General features: G+C 63.3%; 21 protein-coding genes. 20 read left to right on the forward strand and 1 reads right to left on the reverse strand.

The features are described 5' to 3' along the window. The first annotated feature begins 185 nt into the window (after positions 1 to 185). The 20 genes from BH95_RS27145 to BH95_RS29880 all read left to right on the forward strand — a co-directional run bounded on the left by BH95_RS27145 (position 186) and on the right by BH95_RS29880 (position 20,021). On the forward strand, positions 186 to 467 hold the full coding sequence (locus BH95_RS27145; protein WP_015586142.1) for a hypothetical protein: 282 nt from the start codon (positions 186 to 188) through the stop codon (positions 465 to 467). After that, positions 464 to 1,573: a conjugal transfer protein gene (locus BH95_RS27150; protein ID WP_015586143.1), complete on the forward strand. Its 1,110-nt coding sequence runs from the start codon at positions 464 to 466 to the stop codon at positions 1,571 to 1,573. The genes BH95_RS27145 and BH95_RS27150 overlap by 4 nt, the downstream gene beginning before the upstream one ends. Positions 1,574 to 1,606: 33 nt before the next feature. Then, positions 1,607 to 1,939 carry a hypothetical protein gene (locus BH95_RS27155; protein WP_015586144.1) on the forward strand — a complete coding sequence of 111 codons (333 nt, stop codon included), beginning with the start codon at positions 1,607 to 1,609 and terminating at the stop codon, positions 1,937 to 1,939. 61 nt (positions 1,940 to 2,000) lie between these two features. Then, complete coding sequence (locus BH95_RS28020) at positions 2,001 to 2,732, forward strand: hypothetical protein (protein WP_015586145.1); 732 nt, start codon at positions 2,001 to 2,003, stop codon at positions 2,730 to 2,732. Next, the gene (locus BH95_RS27165; RefSeq protein ID WP_015586146.1) at positions 2,732 to 5,257 is read left to right on the forward strand and encodes an ATP-binding protein; all 2,526 of its coding nucleotides are present in this window, start codon (positions 2,732 to 2,734) and stop codon (positions 5,255 to 5,257) included. The genes BH95_RS28020 and BH95_RS27165 overlap by 1 nt, the downstream gene beginning before the upstream one ends. A gap of 50 nt (positions 5,258 to 5,307) precedes the next feature. Beyond that, complete coding sequence (locus BH95_RS27170; RefSeq protein ID WP_141214634.1) at positions 5,308 to 7,425, forward strand: hypothetical protein; 2,118 nt, start codon at positions 5,308 to 5,310, stop codon at positions 7,423 to 7,425. A 119-nt stretch (positions 7,426 to 7,544) separates the two neighbouring features. Then, positions 7,545 to 9,011 carry a peptidoglycan DD-metalloendopeptidase family protein gene (locus BH95_RS27175; protein ID WP_072692242.1) on the forward strand — a complete coding sequence of 489 codons (1,467 nt, stop codon included), beginning with the start codon at positions 7,545 to 7,547 and terminating at the stop codon, positions 9,009 to 9,011. Beyond that, positions 9,011 to 9,610 carry a hypothetical protein gene (locus tag BH95_RS29740; protein ID WP_015586149.1) on the forward strand — a complete coding sequence of 200 codons (600 nt, stop codon included), beginning with the start codon at positions 9,011 to 9,013 and terminating at the stop codon, positions 9,608 to 9,610. Before BH95_RS27175 ends, BH95_RS29740 begins: the two co-directional genes overlap by 1 nt. 666 nt (positions 9,611 to 10,276) lie before the next feature. Beyond that, on the forward strand, positions 10,277 to 10,705 hold the full coding sequence (locus BH95_RS27185) for a hypothetical protein (RefSeq protein WP_015586151.1): 429 nt from the start codon (positions 10,277 to 10,279) through the stop codon (positions 10,703 to 10,705). Next, positions 10,705 to 12,954 carry an FtsK/SpoIIIE domain-containing protein gene (locus BH95_RS27190; protein WP_052049378.1) on the forward strand — a complete coding sequence of 750 codons (2,250 nt, stop codon included), beginning with the start codon at positions 10,705 to 10,707 and terminating at the stop codon, positions 12,952 to 12,954. The genes BH95_RS27185 and BH95_RS27190 overlap by 1 nt, the downstream gene beginning before the upstream one ends. A gap of 40 nt (positions 12,955 to 12,994) precedes the next feature. Continuing rightward, a complete protein-coding gene (locus BH95_RS27195; protein WP_015586153.1) occupies positions 12,995 to 13,327 on the forward strand; it encodes a hypothetical protein in 333 nt (110 codons plus the stop codon). An 859-nt stretch (positions 13,328 to 14,186) separates the two neighbouring features. Continuing rightward, complete coding sequence (locus BH95_RS27205) at positions 14,187 to 14,735, forward strand: hypothetical protein (protein WP_141215466.1); 549 nt, start codon at positions 14,187 to 14,189, stop codon at positions 14,733 to 14,735. Then, a complete protein-coding gene (locus BH95_RS27210) occupies positions 14,725 to 15,504 on the forward strand; it encodes a hypothetical protein (protein WP_015586156.1) in 780 nt (259 codons plus the stop codon). Before BH95_RS27205 ends, BH95_RS27210 begins: the two co-directional genes overlap by 11 nt. 76 nt (positions 15,505 to 15,580) lie before the next feature. Continuing rightward, the gene (locus BH95_RS28025) at positions 15,581 to 16,330 is read left to right on the forward strand and encodes a hypothetical protein (protein WP_015586157.1); all 750 of its coding nucleotides are present in this window, start codon (positions 15,581 to 15,583) and stop codon (positions 16,328 to 16,330) included. Between the two features lie 78 nt (positions 16,331 to 16,408). Further along, on the forward strand, positions 16,409 to 16,840 hold the full coding sequence (locus BH95_RS27220; protein ID WP_015586158.1) for a hypothetical protein: 432 nt from the start codon (positions 16,409 to 16,411) through the stop codon (positions 16,838 to 16,840). A gap of 36 nt (positions 16,841 to 16,876) precedes the next feature. Further along, positions 16,877 to 17,185, forward strand: coding sequence for a hypothetical protein (locus BH95_RS27225; protein WP_015586159.1), 309 nt, complete (start codon positions 16,877 to 16,879; stop codon positions 17,183 to 17,185). Between the two features lie 168 nt (positions 17,186 to 17,353). Continuing rightward, on the forward strand, positions 17,354 to 18,244 hold the full coding sequence (locus tag BH95_RS27230; RefSeq protein ID WP_015586160.1) for a hypothetical protein: 891 nt from the start codon (positions 17,354 to 17,356) through the stop codon (positions 18,242 to 18,244). Positions 18,245 to 18,269: 25 nt separating this feature from the next. Next, positions 18,270 to 18,437 (forward strand): hypothetical protein, encoded by a 168-nt coding sequence (locus tag BH95_RS28955; RefSeq protein WP_155289036.1) that lies wholly within the window; start codon positions 18,270 to 18,272, stop codon positions 18,435 to 18,437. Between the two features lie 145 nt (positions 18,438 to 18,582). Next, positions 18,583 to 19,149, forward strand: a complete 567-nt coding sequence (gene def / locus BH95_RS27235) for a peptide deformylase (RefSeq protein WP_015586162.1) — start codon at positions 18,583 to 18,585, stop codon at positions 19,147 to 19,149. A gap of 611 nt (positions 19,150 to 19,760) precedes the next feature. Beyond that, positions 19,761 to 20,021 (forward strand): helix-turn-helix domain-containing protein, encoded by a 261-nt coding sequence (locus BH95_RS29880; RefSeq protein ID WP_080730074.1) that lies wholly within the window; start codon positions 19,761 to 19,763, stop codon positions 20,019 to 20,021. A gap of 12 nt (positions 20,022 to 20,033) precedes the next feature. On the opposite strand, the gene BH95_RS28035 is transcribed toward BH95_RS29880, so the two are convergent. Next, complete coding sequence (locus BH95_RS28035; RefSeq protein ID WP_080730065.1) at positions 20,034 to 20,987, reverse strand: UbiA family prenyltransferase; 954 nt, start codon at positions 20,985 to 20,987, stop codon at positions 20,034 to 20,036. Between the last annotated feature and the right edge of the window lie 151 nt (positions 20,988 to 21,138).

Genomic DNA, 21,138 nt, shown 5'->3' on the forward strand with positions numbered 1-21,138 from the left:
TTCGACATAGACCGCTGTGACCTGCGGTTACACGGCGACGGTGATAACAGCCCGACGAATCGCAGCGGGGCGGTGAAAAAAAGTTCGAGAAATTTCCGGTCGCCTCTGTCACAGACCCGCCCGCGAAGGGATCTACCTGTTCTCAGAAGCCCGTACACGGCGGGCTACCGACAGGAGGACCCCGGATGGACGACCACGATCCGTCGGCCGCATTGCTCTCGGACACCGCTCGCGTGCACTCGGTGTCCGAAGAGATCCGCGGCCTCGCGGCGCAACTCGGCGACAATCCGCTCAGCGCAGAGATCGCCAGCCGCGTCCGCGAGGTCGTGCTCGGTGAGCCGGCCGAGCAGGCGCGGGCAGCGCTCGAACGGATGATGGCGACCCGGGGTCGAGGCGCTCTGCGATTGGTCGACGAGGGCTTCGTACCCGCCACGGTCGAGCCGTCTCGGCACGAGGAGATCTCATGAAGATCCATCTCCGTAAGAAGGGCTCGAACAAGCCGACAGAAGCTGCGCCGGCCACCGAGCTTCATCAGTGGGCCGGCAAGCAAGCGGTCGCGACCAAGGCGATGAAGTGGGGTCTGTTCGCGGCGATCGGCTCCGGAGTGGTGGCACTGGTTCTCGTCTTGGCCGGCGTCGGGTCCACGACGCCGATCCAGAGCAAGGCAAACCCTCAGACGGTCATCGACACAGCCCGCGAAGCAGCAGCGACCGACCTCGCGCAGGACTTCGTGTTGACGTGGTTGCAATCCAAGCGAGGAGACGAGAAAGCCCTCGCGCGCTTCGTCCGCACCGACGGCATGTCGCTTCCGGCTCAGGCGAGCTATACCGCGTCCGAACCTCGAATCGCGAGCGTGAAAGCAATCGACCCGCCGGCGCGAAATCAGGGTCCCACAGGATCGACATCGCAAGGAGGACCGCTACAGGCGGCCGGCCAGAACTACGCGATCGTTGTGTCGGTCTCGGTGGTTCCGATCGGGGCAGACCCGGCGACGAAGCCGGAACGTCGATACTTCTCGGTCCCTGTCGTGTTCGTGGGAGACGACGCGCGGGCTGCAGCAGTCCCTGCTGCTGTGGCGGCCCCGGCAACCGGCGGTGACCTCACACTCGGCTACCGATTCCGAGTCGGCCTCGATCACTCGCTCACCCAGTCGATCAGCCAGTTCCTCTCGGCAATGGTTGCCGGTGCCGGAGAAATTTCTCGCTACACCTCACCCGGCACACCGATCCGTGCCGTCACCCCCGCGCCGTACACCAGTGTCCAGATCACCGACCTCGTCTCGGACACCGACTTCTCGGCGGGTGCGTCCGGATCCCCGGCAGATGGTGCGACGGTACGGGTGCTCGCCACCGCGACCGTCACAGCCACGGACCGAGCGCAGACCTCGACCGTGCAATACCCGCTGACAGCGATCGCCCGGGGTGGCCGGTGGGAAGTATCCGCGCTCGACCCGATGCCGTTGCTCGCGAACTCGACCGGACTCAGCGCAGCAACCCCAACCATTGCGGTGCCGACCTCGACTGGTGCCAGCACTACCTCCTCCGTTCCCGCAGCGCCCGTTCAACCGAACTGACGCTCTGCTCCCCCTATCCGAAAGGTACGAACAATGACCATTACCTCGATCCTGGCCGATCCGTCGTCGACCGTCGTCGCCGAAGGAATCATCGAATGGGCCAACAACAAAGGTGCGGAGGTGCAGGGCCTCATCCGCACTCTCGTGGGCGTCGGCGTCGCCGGGTTCATCGCCGCGATTGCTTTCAAAAGTCACTTCGCCATTGCCAAAACACTGGTGGCGATCGTGGTCGGCGGGGCACTGATCTGGGTGATGTGGAACATCACCGCCGTCAAAGACAGTGTCGGCGACGAGCTTCCCGGCTCCGCCTCGCCACAAAGCAGCGAGGTCGTCGTGGTGCCCGATCCGATCGCGGCGTTCATCTGACACTGCTCGGCCAACTCACGAACACCTCGATTCAACGACCCCCGCAGGAGTGTGACCGACCATGACCGAACAGCAGGCCTCCTCGCGGAGCGTGGTCAAGATGTTCACCAAAGCGCGCAATTTTCCGCAGCTGATCGGCAAAGCGCCAGACGGCCGAAAGATCCCCGGTGGCCCCTACACCCTGACCCAGTTCGTCGGCGCGGGTATTGCAGGCGGACTGCTGTGGCTGACCCAGTCGCTGTGGGCGCAGGGCAGTGTCATCACCAACGGTGTCATCTTCCTCGGTGTCACCGGCGGCACCCTGTGGGCGTTGGGGAGGCTGCCGCAGGGAGCACGGAATCCGATCTCAGTAGTCCGGGGTGTCGGGCGCGCGGCTACCGGGGCGATGTCACCGTCGAGGATCAATGGCGAGCCGATCCGGATCAAACGCCCTCACGCGGTACTGGGGTCGGTGATCATCCTCGACACCCCGCCAAGCCACGACGCTGCTATCAGTGAACCAGCAGTCATCAGAGCATCCAGCGATCGAGTAGAGAACGCCGCGGCACCGGTGGAGCTCGACGACAACGCAGCGCCGGCCGCACCAGCATTCAGACCTCTGACCCAACCGCGGCCGGAGCGAAAGATCGCACCAGCGCCAGCCCGGCCGCGATCGGACGGCGAACGCCAGCGCTCGCAGAGTCCAGCCCTGGCCGAAGCGTTCGGCGTCGCCAACCTGGCACCGGCGAGCAGCGTTCAGCAGCTGCTTGCCATGGCTGCAGCGGCCCCCACCCCGACCCGAGAGAAGGCGTAATGCAACAACCGAACCGGCTCGTCACCTCGAACTTGCGCTGGACCCGCTCCGGAGTCGTCTGGGCGGACTACGTCCTGACCGGAATCCCGTACGGGTACCGGCCGATCGAAGACCGACAGACCGCGCGGGCGATGCACAAGATGTTGCTGCGCGCTCTTCCTGGCGAATCTCTCCTGCTCAGTGTCGCGGTCAGTCTGGACCCAATGACCATCGTCGAGCGCATGGAACGGGGTGTCGATCTCGATCTCCATCCCGCGTGGGCAGACGAATGCGACGCCACGATCGACCGCCTGGAGGAGATCCGACCCGGCCAGCGAATCTACTGGCTGTCCATCCCCCTGGCCAACCACGGCTTCGGTGACACCGTCAAGGCCGCAACGTCCGCCGCATGGTCCTCGGTGGCCGATCTGCTGGGGATGCCGCCCTCGTCGATTCCCGTCGAGGAGAGAGAACGCCGCGCAGCTCAGGCCGCGCAGATCGCCGCGGCCATCCCTGCCTTCTACGATGCGACCCCCGCAACCCCCTCCCAGATGGTGTGGCTGCACCAACATGCTCTGCAGCGCGGCCTCGGCCTCGATACCGACATGCCCACCGCTCTAGATCATCCGGCAGGCACTGCTCGAGGATCCTTCACTGCCGCGCGGCTCGACGAAGGGGCTCAAAGCGATCGCCCCGAATCGGGCTGGCGGGCCAAGGCGCCGACCTTGTCGCGTGTGCTCAAAGTCGACCAGCCGTGGGAGGTAACGCCACCGCCGGCCAGCTATCAGTGCTTCCTGGTGCTCGCCGCCACTCCTTCGGGCGGCACGCTGTTTCCAGGCTCGGAGTACCTGACCCTCGCGGACAACCTGGGCGGCGTCGATGTCGACTGGGCAATTCGGTTCAAGAACTCCGCTGCATCGGAGGTTCTGAAGAAGAACCGCCGCGCCTTGGTGCAGATGAACGATCAATACACCCAGCGAGAAGACGAATTGAGCACCGGCAGCGTCCTCGACGACGCTGCCGTCGCCCTCGCGGAATACAACGCGCTTCTGGAGGCGGACGCAATGGAGATGGAAGTGCAATCCACCACCGTCTTCTGTGTCGCCGCCGCGGACGAAGAGACGGCCATCGCATATCAGCGCGAGCTGGCGAAGGAGTTCGAGGGTTCGACCTACAGGTTGCAGTCACCGATCGGATTCCAGGAGGAGCTGTTCTGGGCAATGACACCCGGCGTGCCGACGCCGGCGATCTGCAACGAGTTCGCGCAGATCACCACATCCGAACATTTCGCCGCGTACGTACCGGTCACCCGCAACGATCTCGGCGACGGAGACGGCCCGCTGATCGCACTCAACATTTCCTCGGCCCGCACTGGCGTCGTGCACCACGACATCGCCAAGAAAGCGTCACGTGACGTTTCGGGTTCGGTGGGAGTGTGTGGCAACTTGGGATCAGGCAAGTCCGGCTACTTGAAAACAACCGGTAACCAGGTCGTCGACCGCGGCGGCCAAGTCATCGTGGTCGACCGGACCCCTCTGGGCGAATACGCACTGTGGGCCGAAGCGATCACCGACGCGGTGGTCGTCGATACCGCAGCACCGGACGTCACGATGGACCCTCTTCGGCTGTTCTCGCCCGCACGAGGAGGGGAAGTTGCGGTGTCTATTCTGTTGCCGCTGTTGCAACTTCAGCCCGACGACCGTTTGGGGGTACTGCTGTCTCAAGTGCTCGAGCCGGAATACCGCGCTCGCTTCGGCAATTTCACTACCCCAGGCCTGGTTTCGCACCTCGAGAAGGACTGCACCCTCGACGGAGCTGCCGAGCTTGCCGGAAAGTTGAAGGTCTACGCGACCAAATCCTATGCAGCAGCGCTGTTTCGGCCGGACCTAGAGCCGTTCAATCCACGCGCAGGAGCCATCGTCTTCCGCACTCACACACTGGAATTGCCCTCGGAGCGAGAAGTGGAGAACGAGCATCTGTTCAAGCAGATGTCGCTCCAGAAGCGGGTAGGGCGAATGATGTACACCCTCATCGCGCAGATCGCCCGCGGCATTTGCTTCGCGGACCCCAACACCCTCGCGGTCTTCCTGCTCGACGAATGCCATCACCTGACGCGCTCGAGCGAAGGTGTCGAGATCATCATCGACTTCATTCGAGACGGCCGCAAACACGACGCCGCGGTGATGCTCGGATCGCACGACCCCGAAGCAGACTTCGGCTCCGAGACGCTGCGAGGGCTCATCCCCACCCGGCTCGTGTTCCGGCAGACGGATCGACGACTAGCGCAAAAATCGTTGAAGTGGCTCGGCGTCGGGGAAGACGATCTCGGACTGCTCAAAGAGCTGATGGAGAACACATCGCCCGTCGAAGGCAAAGACGGATACGTCGCACCGCATCGCCGCGGAGAGGGCTACATGCGCGATCCCGCCGGCAACGTCGGCCGCATCAAGGTCTTACTTCCGGCATCGGAAGCGAGATACCAAGCGGCGAGTACGACTCCGAAAGAATCGACTACCGAGCGCGCTGCGGAGTTGGCGACATGGTGATGTCGAAACGAGTTGTGCGCCGGCCAGGTTCGATTGGCGGCGGCGTCAAGATGGTTCTCGAGCTCGTGCTGTGGTCGTGGATCCCGCGGTCGTGGTGCAGTGTTCTCGCTCGCTTCCTCGGCCCTGTCTTCAAGTGGGTAGTGGCATCTCGAATCCGCCGCGCGATCGTCACAGGTGTCGCTGTCTGGCACATGATCGGTCTGCTGGCGATCGCCCTGGCGTCACCGGCTCATGCCGACCCGGGTGAAACCCTGCCCACCAACAGCACATTCAGCTGGATGGAAGTCCGTGACTCTCACGGAATTCTGGTCTGGGACTACTTCATGTCCATCGACGAAGGCTCGGTCGGGCACCCGATGTACACCGTGTTCTCCACCTTCATCATGCTCGAGTACGAGGTGTACCGCGGGGTGACCGGCTTCGCGATTTGGTTCGTCACCTACGCCTTGCGGTTCGAGTGGCTCGAATTGTTGACTGCGCCGTTCCGTTCGATCGGCGATGCCATGCAAACGGTCACCGATCAGTTCCAGCTCACGGGCCTTCTTCTCACCGCTGCTGCAGGCATCGGAGCGTGGTGGGTCATTCGCGGACGGTGGACGACGGGAGTGTACGAACTCCTGATGGCAGCAGCGATCGCCGCTGCGGCAGTGGGGATCCTGTCCAATCCAGTCGAACGGGTCGCAGGACAAGACGGCCTGATCATGCAGGCGCGCGACGCCGGCGTGCAGCTTGCGGCAGGCCTGGCCAACAAGGGAGACACGACGTCGAGTTCCGACGAACTCATCGACCAGATCTCGGAACAGATGGCCGACACGTTCATCAGGCAACCCACCCAACTGCTGAACTTCGGCCGAGTCATCGACGGCTCGCCCGACGGAGAACGTTGCACTCAAGCCTGGGACGCCGGCCACGAAAAAGCAGACGGCAACACACGAGACACCCTCAAAGACAACATCAAAGGCTGCGGCGGCGAAGGCGCAAAACAGATGAAGGACTTCGCCGATCACCCCGGACCGGGACAGGTCGGGTCCGGGGTCGCGATGCTACTGGCCGGTGTCATCCTGCTCGGATTCGCCACAATTCTGGCGTTCACCCTCATCCTCGCGGTACTCACCGCCCTCGCATCGGCCGTCAAGGGAATTGTGGTGACCGTCGTTGGAATTCTGCCCGGATCCGGCCGCGGAGCATTGTGGAAAACCCTCGCCGCGGTGCTGATGTCGATGGTCATCGTTATCTTCGCGGTGGTGTTCCTCGTCGGATACATGATCGTGATCGGACAGTTGTTCAGAGGAGACGGCGACTCTCCGCTGATGATGAAATTCATCCTGACCGACATCGTTCTGATCGCGGGCATCATTCTCTACCGCCGCGCAGTGAAAGGACTACGCAAAGCTTCCGACGCCCTCGCACGCAAGCTCGGAAGCAGACCAGGAGCCGCGCCCACCGCGATATCGACCAAGACACCGACCAGCCCCCTCGCCCAAGCTGCCTACGCCGGACAAGTGGCCCGCCAGGCCTATCAAGGTGGAAAGGGACTGGCCAAGACAGCCAGCCATGCAACGGCCCGAACCGCCAAGGCGAGTAAAGCTCTCGTCGACGGGACGGCAGCCGCCAGCAGCGCAGCCACACTTGGAACTGCTGCCGTGGTCTACTCGGCCGGGAAGATTGCAACCGCGGGCGTCAAGAAGGTCGTCGGTCGACGGAGCGACGCCAAAGCTACCCAGGCGGCCACCGACACCACCAATGCTTCCGAAACCCACCCCAGCCTTCGCAAACCGATCAACATCGACCTTCCCCCGACGCAGTCGGTCGTCGGCTCCGGTCACTCCCACACTCCGGTCTCCAGCCCCGTCGGAGACCGATCGGCGGTCCGCTCTCACGGCGACAAGACAACGAACGCACCCGGTATCAAGCGGCCGGTGGCCACCGCTCCCGCACTGTCGACTCCAGGAAACCGAGAAGTTCGGGCCAGCCGCGCCACGGTGACCGGCCCTGGAGGCGGACGATTCCGTGAGTACTCCACCGATGAGGGCTCGCCGCTTCTGCTTCCCGACCGGTCCACGCGGCCGTCGAGTGCTCCGCGTCGTGCCCGACCGACCGTCCAACCAGGTGCCACCACGAATCCGACGGAAATCCTCCATCGAGCTGCGTCAGGCGCACGGCGATGACCTTGGTGGCCCCGCCTGAGACAGCGGTGTCGCCGAACTCGAAAGCGCCACGTCGATGGTGGAAACTCGCCCTGGCGGTCGGTATCGCCGCTCTCGGTGTACTCGTCGTCATTCCATTGATGGTCGTCGTACTCGTCACATCGTCAGGTTCCAGCGGTTGTGCCCCCACGGTCTCGTCCGGTACCGGTGGTGATGATGCATCGCCGTTGACCCCGTCCGGTCCCATCGGCAAGCCGACCCGCGATGGCACGACCACGATGACGTCCCCCTTCGGGCAGCGGTGGGGCACGATGCACCAAGGCGTCGACTTCGCGGGCCCGATCGGCACCCCGATCTACGCAGCCCTCGACGGCACTGTGGTCAAAGCCGGACCCGCTCAAGGCTTCGGAATGTGGATCGTCCTCGACTCGATCGTCGACGGAAAACCGGTCTCCACCGTGTACGGGCACATGTATCCCAACGGCGTCCTCGTCAAGGAGGGACAACAGGTCAAGGTCGGCGACCACATCGCCGACATCGGCAACGCCGGCGGCTCCACCGGACCACATCTGCACTTCGAGTACTGGGAAGGCGGCCGTTTACAGGGCGGAACCGCTATCGACCCGATGAGCAAACTCGGTCAGGCGGGAAGCCCCCAATCGTCCGGCGCTGATTCACCGACCGGCGCCGGTACCGCTGTCGATTGTGGCTTCGGCACGGCCGGCGGAGATCTCCGAACCGGATCCGTGCCGCCGGAGTTCGAGCCGTGGATCCGCAAAGCAGGAGCCGTGTGCCCAGGCGTGGGTGCTCCCCTGATCGCATCCCAACTCTCCGCCGAGAACGGTTTCCGCTACGGCCCGTCCGCTCCGGTATCGAGCACCGGAGCGTTGGGGCCCGCACAATTCATGCCGGGAACCTGGGCAACGTGGGGCAAGGATTACGACGGAGACGGGCGAGCCGACCCGAACTCCATCGGAGATGCAGTGATCTCACAAGCCCACTTCATGTGCGCCATCAACGGAGATATCACCGCAGCCATCGCCGCGAGAAAAGTGAAGGGCGACCCAACTGCACTGACGATTGCCGCCTACAACGCGGGCCCCGCCGCGGTGCTCGCAGCCGGTGGAATGCCATCCGGCGGTGACTACACCACACAAACACAGCCCTATGTGGCGAAGATTCTGGCCGGCCAAGCGCAGTACACATCCGAAGGTTCCACAGGCCGGTTCGTGCCGACCGGAGCTGACGGAGACAATGTCGTCGAGGCTGCACGCCAGTACCTCGGAACCCCCTACGTCTGGGGCGGCGGAGATATCAACGGCCCCTCCCGAGGAGGATTCGACTGCTCAGGACTGACCAGTTTCGCCTACTTCGCGGGCAAGCACATCACCCTGCCCCGCACATCCGAGGCCCAATGGGGAGTGGGTTCGGAGATCCCGATCGATCAAGCGATGCCCGGTGATCTCGTCTTCGGATCATTCGAGGCGAACGGCCCTGGGCACGTCGGTATCTACATCGGCGGCGGTCAGATGATCCACGCCCCCACCACCGGAGACGTCGTCAAACAAGCTCCACTCATGGCTGGAATGAAAGCCCGGAGGATCTGATGTCCCTTGCCGGCCGACGTCTTATAGCCGTCCTCCTCGTCGTTGTAGCCGTGGTGACCATCGCCTGGTCCTGCAGCTCACCCGCCACCGATGAGCCGGAATCGGCACCGGAGACAACGAGCGCGCCAACCGCGCCGTCGCTACCCGAAATCAACACACAGCCAACCGAGACAACCGCTGTACCCGCTCCGATCAGCAGCGCCGCCACAGACGCGGAGACCGCAATCCGTCAAGCACTGACGACCGCCTTCACCTGGTACCCCAGCACCGACACGAGCTCGACCGACGCGTTTCTACGCGCCCGCCGATGGTTCACCGACAACCTCGCTGCAAAACTCTCCACCCCTGCAACGACCGAGCGAGGCCCCGGTGCCCAGTGGGAACAGTGGAAGAAAGAAGACGCCGAAATCACCGCAACCGTCTCGATCGGCTGCTCCGGATGCCCGGCAGATACCGCCGAGCGCATCTATCGAGTCGCGGAGATAACGCAATCGGCCGTCACCTCGGATGCCACGGTCCCCGTCGACTCCACCACGACCGTGTGGGTATCGGCAGTGCCGACCGCAGCCGGGTGGAGTGTGGACACTCTCGATTTCTGACCCTCGCCGCACATGACCCGGAGAGGGTCGCCGGCCACTGAACCGATCGCCCTGTACAGGCAACATGGAACGCACTATTTCCCGTGATCGGTGCCGCCGTTCATAGCCCTGTCGCGCTACGTGACAACCGGCTTCCGTCGGCCCTTAGCTCGCGGATCCGCGAGGAGGAGCCCCACCCCAGGCCGGTCGGGGTGGCTTGCGTATACCGAATCTCGTGGCAGTCACGCCGACGCTGGGGTTGGCGGATGGACGTTGCCCGAGGGTGCGTAAGAGAGGAATCGAACCGCATCCGATGAGCAGTTGATGAGGCGCCGATGCTGCCGCGAATTGGTGGTTATATGCCCCGGATGTGGGAAGGTCGCTGCAAGCCTTACTCGCTTCGCATCGCCGTTTGCAGCGTACCCCCCATGTCAAGGGGTGTCGAGCGCACATAGCTGTTCCCGCGACGGTCAGTCGCAACACGGAACGCGACTTGCCCGTCCCCAATCGCACCCTCACCGATAGAGCACTGGTGACCGATCGGTGCGCCACTGATGGGGCCATGAACGCATGCGCTGCAGCGCGAGATGAAAGGTTGTCGGAAAAAGATTCACCGCGGCTGTCACAGAAGTCGACGCACCTGGATCTACCTGTTCTCGAGAAGGCACGACGAGACAGGGAGTCCCCATGAGCGCACCGACACGACTACACGTAGCGAGGGCACGTTCGAGGAGCAGTCGATCTACGGCCGGCCCCCTGAGTCCTGTCATCGATCGAGGAGCGCTGCCGAACTTCGCTCGGATCGAGACCCTCAGGCTCGACGATCCCACCAACCGGATCGTGACCCTCGCAACCACCGACGAGGTCTGGTCGCTCGTCGTCGAGTGGAATTCGAGCAACCTGCTCGTCGACACCGAAGACGAACGATTGATCAGACTTGTCGATGCGGCTCTCCGCGCTGCGCACTGCCAGCCTCACGCCGCGTGCCGTTTCACCCTCGACTACAACCCGACCCATCTCAACAACGAAGTCGGCCGACGCAGCGTGGCCTTGACCGCAACGATGCGCCCAACTTCCGGTGACGGGATCCTGATCACGATCACCCGGGATGCATGATGTGCGCGCTACCCAACCCGACTCAGGCACCCCTCGACGGATACCGGTCGCTACGTGATGCACCCTCGCTCGACCCCCAGAACAATCCGTGGATCCGCAACTGTGTGCTCTACGTTGCCGGTGGAGTCGTGTCGGCAGCACTGGGCCCGATCCTGAACCTCGACACAGCGATCGCATGGGGTGGAGCAGCACTCGGCGTCGGCGCGGGCGCGGCCGTCAGCTACAACGGCTATCGCGCCACGATCCGAGCCGAAGAGACCGATCGTGCGATCGAGCAGCTCTGCCGGCTGACCGCGTCACCGCCGACCCGTGATGTCCTGACGGCGACTCGGTGGAGCGGCCAGTGGCCCGGCCGTCCGGGCAGAATCACCGTCCGCTACCAGTCGGCCGCGCTCCTTCTCGACGAACAGTGGGAGCCCCGCGTCGTCGAATTGCTCTCCCAGCAGAGCTGGGGCCGGTACCGGATCCAGAAGCACAACACACGCAAACGCCGTCTCGTTCTCGTCCCGGACACACGGTCCGTCTCCGAGACGCATGTCTCGCCCGAACTCGTCAAAGCCACGCGCACGATTCTCGCGCTGCTAGGGCCGACCGGAAAGATCACCAGACACGAGACGGACCCGAGCACCGGGGATCTTGTAGCTGTCGAAGCCACCCATGAGGTCGGACATCGACTCGAGTCCGAGGGCTATCGGGCCCGAGTACAACGAGTAGTGAGCGTCAATCTGCCCGGTCGGTGGCGTGCTCGCTGGAACCTCGAAACGGACTGGGTGCGTTTCGAGGTGCGCCCGACCTTTCCGAAGAAGCTCTACAACCCGGCCGGCCTCGGCGACGCGGAATCCACGACCGATCTCGGCGACCTCGCGCACTCCGACTACGACTCGGTCGCGATTTCGTACGGCGAGGACGAGGACGGCAACCCCATGGTGTGGCGGCCGGCGATCGACCCACACTTCATGCTCGTCGGTGCATCCGGAACCGGAAAGACCGTCACCGCACACACCCTGCTGACACAGCTCACCGCGCACGGTTGGCCGGTATGGGTCGTCGACGGAAAAGGGGTCGAGTTCTTGGGCTTCCAGGACTGGCCGAATGTACAGATCGTCGCCAGCCACATGGAGCACCAGGTCGCGGTCATCTATCGGTTCTGGAATCTCATGGAAACCCGGTACTCGCTGATCGTCAACGGAGAAGCTACCGAGGCCGACTTTGAGCCCGTCGTTCTGTTCATCGACGAGTACGCCGACTTCCGAGGCAACCTGCTCAACTGGTACTCGAGCATCAAAGGTAAGGGTGATCCCACCAAGCCGAAGACCCTCCAGGAAGTGGCGTCGATCGGACGAAAAGGCCGCACAGCGAAGTGCCACATGGTGCTGGGAACGCAGCGACCCGATGCCGAGTACTTCGGCGGCGACATGCGAGACAACTTTCGCCAGCGCGTATCGATGGGCCGTCTGAGTCCGCAGGGCGCGTTGATGATGTGGGAATCGGCAACCACTGGAGTCGGTATCCCGCGCGGATGTCGTGGGCGGGCGACCAGTGTCAACGACCACAACCAAGCGGTCGAAATTCAGACCTACTTCACTCCCGACCCCCGCAAGACTGAGCCCGGGGCCGACGACGCAGCGGTGCTGGACCGCCTGCGTCCTCTCGAAGTGCGGCACGAGCGGTTGGTGATCCTCGACCCGGATCCCGGCGGCACCGTGGACGGCGACGAAGAGATCCGTTTCCATCACGTCTCCGGCGCGCCCTGGGCGCGCGCGTCGGACCATCCCAATCTCGATCCCGTCGCCAGGCGAAAGACGCGCGCGGACAGTGATTCAGCTCGTCGCGCATCGTCGCCGATGGCAATGCTCAATCTCGACACCCCCACCGTTCGCCAGCCCAAGCCCGACGCGCAGACGCCGAAAGAAAAAGCCGTGTCCGGCGTCCCGGGCTCTCCGATGCACAAGGACCGCCCGCACCTGCAGGTGGTCCCCGACGCCGGTACCGACGTCGACGACTGGGAGGGCTACGGCGAATCCGAAGACACTGCTCCGGTCGACCTCGTTGCCGGCGACCTAGTTCTCCTCGACGAGGACGCCGGGATCTGGGTCGTCGTCGACAACGAACCCGACATCTACGGAGACGAGTCGGGTGACGACATGGTCGGGCTGACCTGGCGTGGCGACGGCGACGACGAGGGGGTGCTCGACATTCCTCTCGACGCGACTGTTCAAGTTCGTCGCCCCCTTGCCCTCGCCACCTGAATCACTCTGCGACACACACGATCAGAAGAGGAACAACCACATGTCCCAACACGGCAACAACAGCAAAGCCCTCTCCGACGACGATCAGATGGCGCTGATCTGGATCGCCCCACTCGCAGCCACCATGGCTCTCGGATCCGCAGGCCTGTGGTGGTCGACGGCAATCGCCTGGCTGGTCGAGCACTCCATTCTGATCGCCAGCGAGGCATCCCCGATGGTGCAGATCCCAGCATCGGACGGTGCCGGGCTCGACGGTCGACGACTGATCATCGCTCTCGCCGTCGTCGTCGCCCTCGGTGCCGTCGCGATCAGCGCCGGCCGCTCGGCCTACTCAGCCCGACAGGCTCGACTGCACCGAGGAGACCGGGGATGAGAACGAAAGCCACCAGTGGTCGCCGCGCAGAACTACGCGCGATCGCGAGCAGAGAATCGTTCACGATGCCGCTCGGTCAGTGTGTCCGAGACAGCAACTGGGCCGCCCGCGAAACGGCGGTCGCAGAGCTGCTGCAGTCACGGATCCCACGTCTCGAACGGCGCCGGAAAGCAACCGTCGCTGCAGCGCATCTCCTCGAATCGTGCGAGACCTGCCCGCTCGCGGCCTTCGTCGCATGCCGCACAAGAGCCGAGGCAGATAGCTATACCGGCGTCGCGGCAGGCGGACTGTACGACCGAGGAACTCTCATCACCGAAGAAAAACGACCCGACGGTCTGGACGCGATGCACTCCCGCGAGGTAGTGTCCCCAACATCTGATGTGCGGTCTGACCAACCGCATCAACTGAAAAGGGATGCACCATGACTGACGTCGACGTGGTTTCGCGTACGCAAAACAATCTTTCCCCCGCACTGTGTGATGCAGTGCCCGATAGCAATACAATGAATCCTGACCGGAATACCGGTTCATGGAGTCGCTCGACGACGTCGAGGGGTGGTTCCTTCGGCCCGACGAGCGACGGCAGTGACGCTGCGCGTGCGCGACGTCGCTCCACTCCCGCGGCGGGATCTAACAGAACATCCCGCCGCGGGAGTGCCTCGTCGGTACCCTCCGGACCCGCCCGCCGCCACCTGCTGTCGTTGCGGCTCGGCGGTATGCCCGACCAAATGATCCTCGATCTCACGAAGCTCAGCCTCAGTGATGTGGAGACAGTCGCCAACCACAAATGCTTCGAGACCACCGCAAGCATCTCGAAAGCTATTCTCGACGTCACCTTCCACCCCACCCGGGGACGGGCGATGACCTTAGGTGTCGGAGCTCAGCGACGGATCCGGGCCCTCGTCGCGATGGGCTACTCGGTGCAAGCGCTGTCCGAACTGACCGGGCTGTCGGTGCCCAAGCTTTCGACGTTGCCATCGGATCAAGTTGTCCCCAGTGAACTCTGGTCCGTCATCAACGACGTCTACGACCAGATCTCCATGACACCCGGCCCCGACGAGCAGGTCCGGAATGCAGCCCGTGAGCAGGGATGGGCGACGCCTCTTGCTTGGGACGATGACGAAATCGACGACCCCCGAGCACGTCCACATTCGCCCCGAGGCATCCGCGGCGTGGACGAGGCGGCCGTCTACCGTCGCCTGTGCGGCGAATGGAGACTGCCGCTCACTCTTGCAGAGCAAGCCGAGATCGTAGGAATTTCGCTCCGTCGGCGGTGGTCAACCGAGCACCTGGCCGACGTACTCGGAATCGATCTCGACTCAGCGGTGAAAAAGAAGGTCCGCTACCGTGCCCGGATGGCCGTGCACGCCGCTCGCTCCGATGGTGAACGAGAAGCCGATGTTGCGTAGCGACTACGTCAGAAGTGTCGTGGTCGCTCTGGCGGCAGGCGTCCTATGGGCCTTGATCGAGGCGTCGTCGGCATCCTGGGCCAGCACTCAGGCATCAACTGCTGCGACTGTCGGCCGCGTCTCGATTGTCGCGATAGCAGTGATCGTCGGGGTAGCTCTGTCGGCCGCGCTGCGGACCACCGTCATCGCGGTGTGTGCACGGGTCGAGATCTCCGTCGACGAGGCGGCGCTGGGGACGAAAATTCCCGTCATCGTCTCCGGTGTCGTGTGGGGCGTCATCTCCGCTTTCGTCAGTACTCCGACGAGTGCGCCGCCGGCGGCAATGCTGTTCTTGGCTCTGGTAGTGCCCTGGATTGCGTGGATCGACCAACGCGTGCAACGGATTCCGACTGCTCTTGCGTATCTGGCCGCCAGCGGAACTGCAGCAATGATCTTGCTCACCGGTGTCGTTCACGGCACCTGGGGCGCGGTCGGTCGCGCCCTTCTGGCCGGCCTGGCCGCCGGCATATTGTTCTTCGCGCTTGCAGTGCTTCTGCGCGGCGGAATCGGTATCGGCGATGCGCGACTGGTGGTCTCGCTCGCGATGGTCCTAGGCTACGTCGGCTGGACATCCCTCGGTGCGGCGCTGGTGTTCTCGATCCTGACGGCTTTCGTCGGAGTGATAGTCGTGCGGGTCCTTCGAGCGATCAGATCCGAGCCTGCACGGTCGCATATCGCGCTGGGCCCGTACCTCGCACTCGGCACCGCGCTCACTCTCGTCGCATCCTGATCCGCCTGCGCGCAGTTGCGTCCTGCTTTTTCTTCCCTCCCCGAACTCGACAGCTCCCGAAGAGGTGATTGCCATCATGGCGAAGACACATCAGACCGCATGGACAGCCATTGCCGCAGCCGTGATGGTCGCTGTGGCGGCCGCGGCTGCCGTGGTGATCACGACGGATCACCACGAGGCCGACACTGCGCCACCACCACCCCAGGTCTTCCACGACGTCATCACCGTTGCGAGCCTTCTCGACGCCCTGCCCGTCGTCGACGATATCGACAGCACGGCCAGGTGGCCCGACGGTCAGCGCTTGGCGGAACTTCTCGTGCGGCCGCCAGGCAGCGATCACGGATGCGACACCAGGAACATCGCATTGGCAGCGGAGCTCGAGGCCGTCACATTCGCTGCCGGAACGGACAATTGCGTTGTGGCACAGGGCGTGTTGAATGATCCATACACCGGTGTCACCGTCGAATTCGATGCAGCATCTGAGAAAGATGCTGCAGCAAGCGATTACGTCTACCCGCTGGACGCGGCGTGGGCGTTGGGTGCTGCTGCATGGGCACCCGAACAGCAGCAACGCTTTGTCAGCGACGTACAGACCAACATCATCGTCGCCAGCGCGCAGGCAGTTGAACATCGAGCCCAACGTGGGCTTTCTCAGTGGCATCCGAGCAACGACGACCTCGCATGTGCATTTGCGGCGAAATATCTTCGTGTGGCGCAGACATACGCCTTGCCCATCACCCGCGGTGATGCTGTCGCGGCCACGCAACTCTGCGGTCTCGGCAACACCGCGGTGACAACTGCGGGCGAGACCGAACCGGCGAACTGACCACACGATCGGCCACACAAATCTCCTCCCCAAGAGGAAATGAAAGTCCCTCGCACACAACATGAAAGAAGGAATCTCATGCCCAAGACCGCCGACCAGGCCGATGCAACCACCCGCGAGATCCTCGGCCCGCAGTTCACCGCAATGCGCAACCTTGTCGAAGCAGCCGAGAACAGCCGGCAGAAGGCCGAAGCAGTCGCCAAAGCGCAGGCCGAACATGTCGACTCGACCGCCGAATTCATCGTGGCCTACGACGCCGCCAAAGCTGCAGGCTTCACCACCGCCCAACTGAAGAAGGGCGGCTACGTCCGGCCATCACTGAAGGGAGTCGCAAAACCGGCCACCAGCAAGAAAGAACCCACGCAGACCCCGCCGGCAGAAACCGCCGCCACCGGCGGCGAACCCCACGGGCACGACAGTGGGCAGCAGAACCATGCCGCACCGGCGTCGGAGGAACACCGGAGTGATCACCACAACGAGCACGGCGAGCACGACGCCATGGCGAGCTGACATGACATCCCGTCGACAACCAGAGGGGGCTGTGCGATGAGCACCGACCGAACCGACGCGATCACCCATATCGAGCTGGCCTGCGACGTCTGCGCGCTGGAACCCAGGGACGGGGGAGCGGGACCGCGGGGCGCATGGTGGGCGGTGGCCATGAAAGATTGCTGCGCCGGCGGACAGCTCATGGCCCACCTCGCGTGCGACGAGCACTTCTTCGATCTGATTTCACAGAAGCTGCCCGGCGTATGCACGAGTTGTGGCCACCTGAGCCGGACCCTGTCCGACGTCGTCGATGTCGCATGGACGATAGGAACCGGAACCGACCTGCCCGGCCGGCCGGGACGATGACCCAAGCTGTCGCACTGCTCGGTGGAGGCGTCCGCCGAGCGTGCACTTGCTGCAGCGCTGTCGAATACTTCGGCGGCGCTGCAGGTCGAGTCGGTACCGCCGCCCCCCGCGGGGCCGCAGTACCGACTCTGTATCCGGGACCGCAAGACCCCCTCCGGGTGAGGTCCGATGTCCTCCGCGCGCCGTAGTCGTAACCGCGTCACCCCAGACGGGGGCGCGTTCGACCCCGATCGAGGATCCAGCGGAGAGCTGGAGAAGAAGCAAGGGGTGGTGCTCCCGCACGCATCCTTCGCCGACCGAGCCGCGAATCGCGAGCATGCCCGCGGCCTCGATACCGACATCGAAGGACTGCCCGGTCTGACACGCGCGCGCCGCGACCTCGAACGCGCCTTCCCCCGCAACACCGCCGCGCCGATCACGAACGAACGAAAAAGACGTTCGCTGCCGGCCGCGATCGAACTCCGTCGAAGCCTCAGCGCCCGCCAGCGCAATGCGCGATCAGCCACCAAAAGGACTGTCGAGCAGAGCGTTCCCCGAGCCCAGCACCGTGCGATGAGCACACTGATCGGAGATCCAGAAAATTGGAAACGCACCAACGACGCATTGTCCGATGTCAACGGTGATGCAGTTCGGCTCGACGACGACCAGCGCCGCCACATCCAGAGAGTCGACCGCGCAATCCAGCGATACGAGCGTGAGTCCGGACGTGGACACCTGGTCTACACCGTTGTGAGCTTGCCCCACGCCGTCATCCATCCATCCGAGCTACCCGAGACCCTCTCACCCGGCTCGGTCATAGCTTTCGACCGCTTCACCGGCGCCCGCCACTCGATCCACGAACTCGACGCACACAGCCATCCGACGGACGCCGTATTCGAGATCCAAACAACACGAGGGCTGTACCTCGGAGCATCGGACAAGGGCGACGACACGAGCCACCTCCTCCCACGGGGCACCCGCTACCGAGTCGTCAACTCGCACTTCGTCCCCTACGAGCGACCAGGTCAGAGGGTCAGGGAAAGGCTCGTCGTGCAACTCGAAGACATCGACACGGACTGACCATCAGCGAAAGGAACAAACAGACATGCCCACCGAAAAGGCCTCACCGCCACCACACCGACGAGAACGCCGCGCACCATGGCAATTTCATCCAGACATCATGCCGCGCGCCGACTTTCGCGCCGTCCAAGCCGAAGACCCCCAGACCGGACCCATCGACGGAGCCATCGACACCGGCGAAGAATCGGAATAGAGACGGTCACTTGTCATGGGCCCTGCGCGATCGGATGCTCTCGTCGAGCCACTCCGCACCATGATGACGGCCACAAAACGTGATACGCGCCCAAAACAAACCTCATCGGTTGCTTCTAACGTAGCCAGGGTGGAGCATACGAGTCATGCCTGTCTCTGAACTTCTGCGCCTCGGCAATGCTCGACCAATCGTCCGATGGGGCGACCCTGTCCTGCACACATCGGCTCGACCGGTGACCGACTTCGGTCCTGATCTGCAAAGTCTGCTTGCCGATATGTTCGCGACCAATACTGCTGCGGACGGTGCCGGCCTCGCCGCTCAGCAGGTAGGCATCGACCTTGCGGTGTTCATCTACGATTGCAGTGACGAGACCGGGACACGGCGAACTGGTGTCGTCTGCAATCCGGTAGTCGAACTCGCCGAAGGAAACGATCGACACCTCATCGATTTCGGTGAAGGATGCTTGTCCCTCCCCGGCGCATACACCGACCTCGCACGGCCAGAGTTCTCTATCTGTCGAGGACAGGACCAGTACGGTAACCAGATCGAACTCAACGCAGGCGGCACGCTCGGGCGTTGTTTCCAACACGAAACCGATCACATCAACGGTATCGTTTTCGGCGACCGCCTCTCGAAGCGCAAACGTAAACAGCTCTATCGTGACCACGAGACGGTCTCTGAGCAGTACAGCAACGATTGGCCAACACGATAGATTCTGCTCCGGAAGCAGTGACCGCTCTGCTCCGCCTACCCACCCGGTGACGTCAAGACCTTCACGAAGCCTGACATTCATCTACACGAAACAGTAGGTCGAACCCTCAACGCATCCATGGCTCGCTATTGCACGGCAACGGACCATATGGTCTTGTATCCTGGGCTAGGGAACAGGAGTTCGGGGAACATATGCCTTACGCAATGGCTGCGGCGTCGCTACGGGCCGCGATTCCAGAGGTAGTGACGGCGTACAGAACCACTTTGCTACGCGAGAATAGTCCCCTCGGGATCAATCCGGGGGTGTGGTCACAGTGCCGCCGCCAAGCACTGGCAATCCTCAACGAGTGCGTAGATGCATTAGGCCTTCCCACGTCTTCGACTACTCGGTCGGCGATTCCAGACGAGTACACCCGGTTGCTCGGCTCGCATCGAGCCCTACAGGCAATACCGGCTTCGGAGTCCGTGCGAGCTGTGGAGATTCTGTGGTCATCCCTTGAGCCTGCAATAGAGCTGGCCGCCAAAGAGGCACCCTTGACACACCGACCTGGGGTCTGGAGACGCATCAACGCCGCTTTTCGCCTTGCTGCCGGTGGCCGCCTTCACACGGGCATGCTCAGCTACGAGGAGACCCGAGGCCATTTGAGGGACAGGCAACTTCGAGTGCTTGAGGCCGCGTCAGACGCATCTTTGACCAACCGGGAGCTTGAAGTCTTGGAGGCTGTGGCGTTCGCGATGACCAACCGGCAGATCGCTCGCACTCTGAATATTTCAGAGCTCACAGTCAAGCGGCATCTGTCCAACGCCTATCTGAAACTTGGGGCGTCGTCCCGTATGGACGCGTTGCACAGGCTATTCGGCAGCCGCATCTAGCGGCCCGCAATTTCATACCGCGCGCACCAGGAGGGTGCCGAGCATCGCGAGGTTTGCTGCGTACTGGGTGGCCATGAAAGCGCGGTACCCGCAGCGCCGTGCCTTCAGGTCATAGTCGTTCGCCCGCGCGCATAGCGCCATCACCCAGAGAGCTCCAGCAGTCAACGGCAATGTTCCGAACAGTGCGAGCGGTGCCCATAGCAGTGAGGCGATCGGTGCGCATACTCCAACGACAGTCGTTCCGAATATGGCCAGCCGCCGTGCAGAGCTGAGTCCACGTTGCGCTGCCAGAGTGCGCCTCCCACCAATGGCGTCCCCGTGGGCATCGGATAGGTCCTTCACGACCGCTCCCACCAACGCCATCCATGTTGCCATCGATGCGCAGAAGACTTGTTCCGTACGCCCAAATCCTCCGCCGCCGGCGGCCGCTCCGGCAGCATAACTTGCCCAGCCGAGGCCGAATATCACTACAGAAGAAGACAAACTCCAACGCTTGGCAGCCAGTGGCGGTGCCGAGTACACCCACCCAAGCGTCAGGAAGGCGAAGGTCCAGCACCACATCTCGCGCCCCGCAACTGCAGCCATCAGCAGGGCTGTGATCGCCGTAGCCACGCTGACCCACCGGGCTGTACGGACTGCCAGTTCCCCCCGCGCAATCGGTCGCTGCGACGCGTTTGCCACATCCTCAAGGACGTCAGTCACACCATTGAACAAGTACGTCGATATCACGACGGCCCACCAGGTCAACGCGCCGGCCGCTAATTGTCCGACACCGACAGGCCCTGCAGTCGCTGATACGCCGGCAATTCCAACCGCGAATCGAAGCAGATAGACACCTTGGACCTGCGGTCTGGCCTCCACGAAGCACAACCATGCATTTCTTGCGGGACTCGACGCGCCCCCAGGACGACCTACCTGTGTGCCGTGCTTGACCGACTCACACCGATACGACCACCCATCTGACACAGCCGGAGCCTAGCTGTCGCAGTGCACGAAGGTTTCTGCCCGGACTTGTCTTCGCTAAAACTACATCCAAAGTTGTAGTTTTCTGAGGTATTACCTACTCCCTTCGTGCCACAAAGGGGACCAACGTATTCGCTGCTAGGCAGACTCGACT

The organism is Rhodococcoides fascians A44A (assembly GCF_000760735.1).
In the GTDB taxonomy this organism is placed as follows: Bacteria; Actinomycetota; Actinomycetes; order Mycobacteriales; family Mycobacteriaceae; genus Rhodococcoides; species Rhodococcoides fascians_E.

Coding starts and splice junctions, on each gene's coding strand:
- BH95_RS27145 (WP_015586142.1), top strand. CDS start 186: ATGGACGACCACGATCCGTCGGCCGCATTGCTCTCGGACACCGCTCGC.
- BH95_RS27225 (WP_015586159.1), top strand. CDS start 16,877: ATGAGCACCGACCGAACCGACGCGATCACCCATATCGAGCTGGCCTGC.
- def (WP_015586162.1), top strand. CDS start 18,583: ATGCCTGTCTCTGAACTTCTGCGCCTCGGCAATGCTCGACCAATCGTC.
- BH95_RS27170 (WP_141214634.1), top strand. CDS start 5,308: ATGGTTCTCGAGCTCGTGCTGTGGTCGTGGATCCCGCGGTCGTGGTGC.
- BH95_RS27210 (WP_015586156.1), top strand. CDS start 14,725: ATGTTGCGTAGCGACTACGTCAGAAGTGTCGTGGTCGCTCTGGCGGCA.
- BH95_RS28955 (WP_155289036.1), top strand. CDS start 18,270: ATGCCCACCGAAAAGGCCTCACCGCCACCACACCGACGAGAACGCCGC.
- BH95_RS28025 (WP_015586157.1), top strand. CDS start 15,581: ATGGCGAAGACACATCAGACCGCATGGACAGCCATTGCCGCAGCCGTG.
- BH95_RS27230 (WP_015586160.1), top strand. CDS start 17,354: ATGTCCTCCGCGCGCCGTAGTCGTAACCGCGTCACCCCAGACGGGGGC.
- BH95_RS27205 (WP_141215466.1), top strand. CDS start 14,187: ATGACCTTAGGTGTCGGAGCTCAGCGACGGATCCGGGCCCTCGTCGCG.
- BH95_RS27190 (WP_052049378.1), top strand. CDS start 10,705: ATGTGCGCGCTACCCAACCCGACTCAGGCACCCCTCGACGGATACCGG.
- BH95_RS29740 (WP_015586149.1), top strand. CDS start 9,011: ATGTCCCTTGCCGGCCGACGTCTTATAGCCGTCCTCCTCGTCGTTGTA.
- BH95_RS27220 (WP_015586158.1), top strand. CDS start 16,409: ATGCCCAAGACCGCCGACCAGGCCGATGCAACCACCCGCGAGATCCTC.
- BH95_RS27185 (WP_015586151.1), top strand. CDS start 10,277: ATGAGCGCACCGACACGACTACACGTAGCGAGGGCACGTTCGAGGAGC.
- BH95_RS29880 (WP_080730074.1), top strand. CDS start 19,761: ATGCTCAGCTACGAGGAGACCCGAGGCCATTTGAGGGACAGGCAACTT.
- BH95_RS27165 (WP_015586146.1), top strand. CDS start 2,732: ATGCAACAACCGAACCGGCTCGTCACCTCGAACTTGCGCTGGACCCGC.
- BH95_RS27155 (WP_015586144.1), top strand. CDS start 1,607: ATGACCATTACCTCGATCCTGGCCGATCCGTCGTCGACCGTCGTCGCC.
- BH95_RS27150 (WP_015586143.1), top strand. CDS start 464: ATGAAGATCCATCTCCGTAAGAAGGGCTCGAACAAGCCGACAGAAGCT.
- BH95_RS28020 (WP_015586145.1), top strand. CDS start 2,001: ATGACCGAACAGCAGGCCTCCTCGCGGAGCGTGGTCAAGATGTTCACC.
- BH95_RS27175 (WP_072692242.1), top strand. CDS start 7,545: ATGGTCGTCGTACTCGTCACATCGTCAGGTTCCAGCGGTTGTGCCCCC.
- BH95_RS27195 (WP_015586153.1), top strand. CDS start 12,995: ATGTCCCAACACGGCAACAACAGCAAAGCCCTCTCCGACGACGATCAG.